The following is a 3,787-nucleotide window of genomic DNA, read 5'->3' as shown; positions in this document are numbered from 1 at the left end:
CTCGGAGACGTGGACGAGACCGTCGACGCCGCCCAAGTCAACGAACGCACCGAAGTTGACAATGCTGCTGACCACACCGGAGCGCACCTGACCCTGCTTGAGTTCACGCAGGAAGGTCGTGCGGACCTCGGACTGGGTCTGCTCGAGCCACGCACGGCGCGACAGCACGACGTTGTTGCGGTTCTTGTCGAGCTCGATGATCTTGGCCTCTATCTCCTTGCCGACATAGGGCTGGAGGTCGCGGACGCGACGCATCTCGACGAGGGACGCCGGCAGGAAGCCACGCAGGCCGATGTCGAGGATGAGACCACCCTTGACCACCTCGATGACGGAGCCCTTGACGACGCCGTCCTCTTCCTTGATGCGCTCGATGGTGCCCCAGGCGCGCTCGTACTGCGCACGCTTCTTGGACAGGATCAGCCGGCCTTCCTTGTCCTCCTTCTGGAGAACCAGGGCTTCGACCTCGTCGCCGACCTTGACGACCTCATTGGGGTCGACGTCGTGCTTGATCGACAGCTCGCGCGAGGGGATGACGCCCTCGGTTTTGTAGCCGATGTCGAGGAGGACCTCGTCGCGGTCGACCTTGACGATGCGGCCTTCGACGATGTCACCGTCGTTGAAATGCTTGATGGTCTGGTCGATAGCGGCCAGGAGCTCTTCCTCGGAACCGATGTCGTTGATCGCGATCTGAGGGGCGGTCGAGGAGACCGTGGTTGCAGTCATATGTGCAGGGAACCTTTGATGTGGACAGGGAATAGTGCGGACAGGGTGGGTGCGCCCGCATACGATGCCCCGCGGTGGGCAGACATCAGCGATGTCAACCGGGACCAGGGAGAGCGCACACGAGTGCGTTGGCAGTGTATCGGCCGCGTCCATAGGTGGTCAAAGCGTCAAAAGGATGGGGATGAACGAATCGGTGCACGTCAGCCGGGATTCCGTCGGCCAATCGGCGTCGGTCACCGCGCAGCGCTCCTGGTGGGACCGTGAGGCCGGCGACTATTACGCCGAGCACGGCGCCTTCCTCGGCGACGACGTCTTCGTCTGGGGGCCCGAGGGCTGGACGGAGGCCGAGCTGGGCTTGCTGACCGGCGCCGGTATGCCGCCCGGTCCCGTTCTCGAGATCGGTGCGGGTGCTGCCCAGTGCTCGCGGTGGCTGGCCGGGCAGGGCGTGGATGTGGTGGCGAGTGATTTGTCGGGTGGAATGCTCGCCCAGGCGGTTGCGATCGACCGGCGCCGGTTGGCGCAGGCCTCCTGCGCCCCGGTCCCTCTGATCCAGTGCGACGGGTCGCGGCTGCCCTTTGGCGACGCGAGTTTCGCGGCGGTCTTCACGGCCTACGGGGTGGTGCCCTTCGTCGCGGATTCGGCTCGGGTGATGCGCGAGGCGGCGCGTGTCCTGCGGCCCGGCGGCCGCTTCGTCTTTTCCACGACGCACCCGATCCGGTGGGCCTTCCCCGACGAACCGGGGCCCGAGGGATTGACCGTCGTGCAGAGCTACTTCGACACCCGCCCCTATGCCGAGCGCGACGACCACGGGCGCCTGACCTACGTCGAGCACCACCGCACGCTCGGGCAGCGGGTCCGCGAGATCGTCGCCGCCGGGTTGCGGTTGGTCGATGTGATCGAGCCGGAGTGGCCAGAGCGCAACACCCAGGAGTGGGGTGGCTGGTCGCCGACCCGAGGCGCAGTCCTGCCGGGCACGGTCATCTTCGTCGCTGAACGGGCATGATCCGGCTGGTGGGGGTGCCCGGATCCACCCGGGTCCGGCCGCCCCGCCATGCCGGTGGTGGAAGCACTACCCTCGACCCGACGACAGGCACGCTCTCAACGGCGAAAGGGCACCAGACATGGCCAAGGCAAAGGTCGCGCTCGGGATCGACATCGGGGGGTCGGGGATCAAAGGCGCCCCCGTCGACCTCGCCACCGGCAAACTGCTCGCCCCGCGGTTGAAGATCGCCACCCCGGAGAAGTCCACCCCCAACGCGGTCGCCGCGATCGTCGACGAGATCGCCGACTCCTTCGCCGACGAGTTGCCCAAGGGTGCCCCGATCGGCGTCACCATCCCCGGCGTCGTCCAGCACGGGATCGTGCGGACCGCCGCGAATATCGACAAGTCGTGGATCGACGCCGCCGGTGAGGACATCTTCTCCAAGGCGCTCGGCCGCACCTGCTTGCTGGTCAACGACGCCGACGCCGCCGGGGTCGCCGAGGACCGCTTCGGCGCAGCGGCCGACAAGGAGGGCCTGATCGTCCTGACCACGCTCGGCACCGGAATCGGGATCGCCTTGATCCACGACGGCGTCCTGATCCCCAACTGCGAGCTGGGGCACATGGAGGTCAATGGCCACGACGCCGAGACGCGAGCGGCGTCGAGCGCCAAGGATCGCGAGGGCCTGAAGTACAAAGAGTGGGCGCAGGAGCGGCTCCAGCCCTACTACAAGCGGCTTGAAGACCTCCTGTGGCCCGACCTCTTTGTCGTCGGTGGGGGCGTCTCTCGCAAGGCCGACCGCTTCTTGCCCTATCTGGAACTGCGCACCCCGATCATCCCGGCCGGTTTGCAGAACGAGGCCGGCATCGTGGGTGCGGCCGCGCTCGCCGCGGACCGCGAGGCGGGCGCTAAACCACTCTGACCCGACCCCGCCCTGGGCCGGGCGACCGGTCAGCCGTGGAGGATCTGCTCGGTGGTCTCCGGGGCCAGCGGCGGCGCGCTGAAGGCGTGGCGCTCGTCCTGCTCTCGGAACCACGCGATCGTGCGGCGCAGGCCGTCCTCGACGGGGACCTGCGGAGTCCAGCCGAGCAGGCGCTGCGCGAGGGTGGTGTCCGGCTGCCGCACGGTCGGGTCGTCGACCGGGCGCTCAATGTGCACGACCTCGCTACTCGAGCCGGTGAGGTCGACGATCCACCGGGCCAGGTCGAGCATCGACAACTCGTGCGGGTTGCCGAGATTGATCGGGCCCTGGTGGTCGGCATCGGCCATCGCGAGGATCCCCGTGACGAGGTCGTCCACATAACAGATCGAGCGGGTCTGCAACCCGTCGCCGGCGACGGTGACCGGCTCGCCGGCGAGGGCCTGACGGATGAAGTTGGGGATGGCTCGTCCGTCGTTGGGCCGCATCCGCGGCCCGAAGGTGTTGAAGATCCGCAGGATCCCGGTGTTGACGTCGTGCGTATGCCGGTAGGCCAGGGTGAGCGCCTCGGCGAACCGCTTGGCCTCGTCGTAGACGCCACGCGGGCCGACCGGGTTGACGTGACCCCAGTAGGACTCCGGCTGCGGGTGGATCTCCGGATCGCCGTAGACCTCCGAGGTCGACGCGAGCACGAATCGGGCCCGCTTCTCCTTCGCCAGGCCGAGCGCGTGCAAGGTGCCGATGGACCCGACCTTCAGGGTTTCGATGGGCACCCGGAGGTAGTCGATCGGCGAGGCCGGCGAGGCGAAGTGCAGCACGATGTCGACATCCCCGGTGACGTGGATGTAGTCGGTGACATCGGTGCGGACCAGCCGGAAGCCGGGGACTTCGAGCAGGTGGGCGACATTGTCCGGCGTCCCCGTGAGGAAGTTGTCGAGGCAGACGACCTGGTCCCCGCGCGCGAGCAGTCGTTCGCACAAGTGGGAGCCAAGGAAGCCGGCGCCACCTGTGACGACGACACGCATAGCTTGGACGATCAGCCCTTCGTCAGATTGATGCCCGAACCGCTCTCAGGGTCCTTGGGGTCACGGCTGCCGAAGAGCGGGCCGCCCTGCTCCGGGCGCGGCAGCGGCCGGGTCGCGTCGGGGGCCGTCGCTCCAGCG

At 67.9% G+C, this 3,787-nt stretch carries 4 protein-coding genes; 2 read left to right on the top strand and 2 right to left on the bottom strand.

What is annotated here, in order from left to right; genetic code table 11:
* Positions 1 to 723: S1 RNA-binding domain-containing protein (locus PKH97_RS14750; RefSeq protein WP_324388330.1), on the bottom strand; the 723-nt coding region annotated here is incomplete at its 3' end.
* 181 nt (positions 724 to 904) lie between these two features.
* Here PKH97_RS14750 and PKH97_RS14745 point away from each other — a divergent pair.
* Both PKH97_RS14745 and ppgK read left to right on the top strand, forming a co-directional pair.
* Positions 905 to 1,726: a methyltransferase domain-containing protein gene (locus PKH97_RS14745; protein WP_324388329.1), complete on the top strand. Its 822-nt coding sequence runs from the start codon at positions 905 to 907 to the stop codon at positions 1,724 to 1,726.
* Between the two features lie 118 nt (positions 1,727 to 1,844).
* Positions 1,845 to 2,627, top strand: coding sequence for a polyphosphate--glucose phosphotransferase (gene ppgK / locus PKH97_RS14740; protein WP_324388328.1), 783 nt, complete (start codon positions 1,845 to 1,847; stop codon positions 2,625 to 2,627).
* Positions 2,628 to 2,656: 29 nt separating this feature from the next.
* Here ppgK and PKH97_RS14735 read toward each other — a convergent pair whose 3' ends face one another.
* Positions 2,657 to 3,649, bottom strand: a complete 993-nt coding sequence (locus tag PKH97_RS14735; RefSeq protein WP_324388326.1) for a UDP-glucuronic acid decarboxylase family protein — start codon at positions 3,647 to 3,649, stop codon at positions 2,657 to 2,659.
* Positions 3,650 to 3,787: the final 138 nt, after the last annotated feature.

The sequence above is a fragment of the Nostocoides sp. genome, assembly GCF_035343835.1.
In the GTDB taxonomy this organism is placed as follows: domain Bacteria; phylum Actinomycetota; class Actinomycetes; order Actinomycetales; family Dermatophilaceae; genus Nostocoides_A; species Nostocoides_A vanveenii.
Note: the sequence above shows the minus strand (reverse complement) of the source record. Positions and strands in the feature narration are given on the sequence as shown.

Coding starts and splice junctions, on each gene's coding strand:
- PKH97_RS14745 (WP_324388329.1), top strand. CDS start 905: ATGAACGAATCGGTGCACGTCAGCCGGGATTCCGTCGGCCAATCGGCG.
- ppgK (WP_324388328.1), top strand. CDS start 1,845: ATGGCCAAGGCAAAGGTCGCGCTCGGGATCGACATCGGGGGGTCGGGG.
- PKH97_RS14735 (WP_324388326.1), bottom strand. CDS start 3,649: ATGCGTGTCGTCGTCACAGGTGGCGCCGGCTTCCTTGGCTCCCACTTG.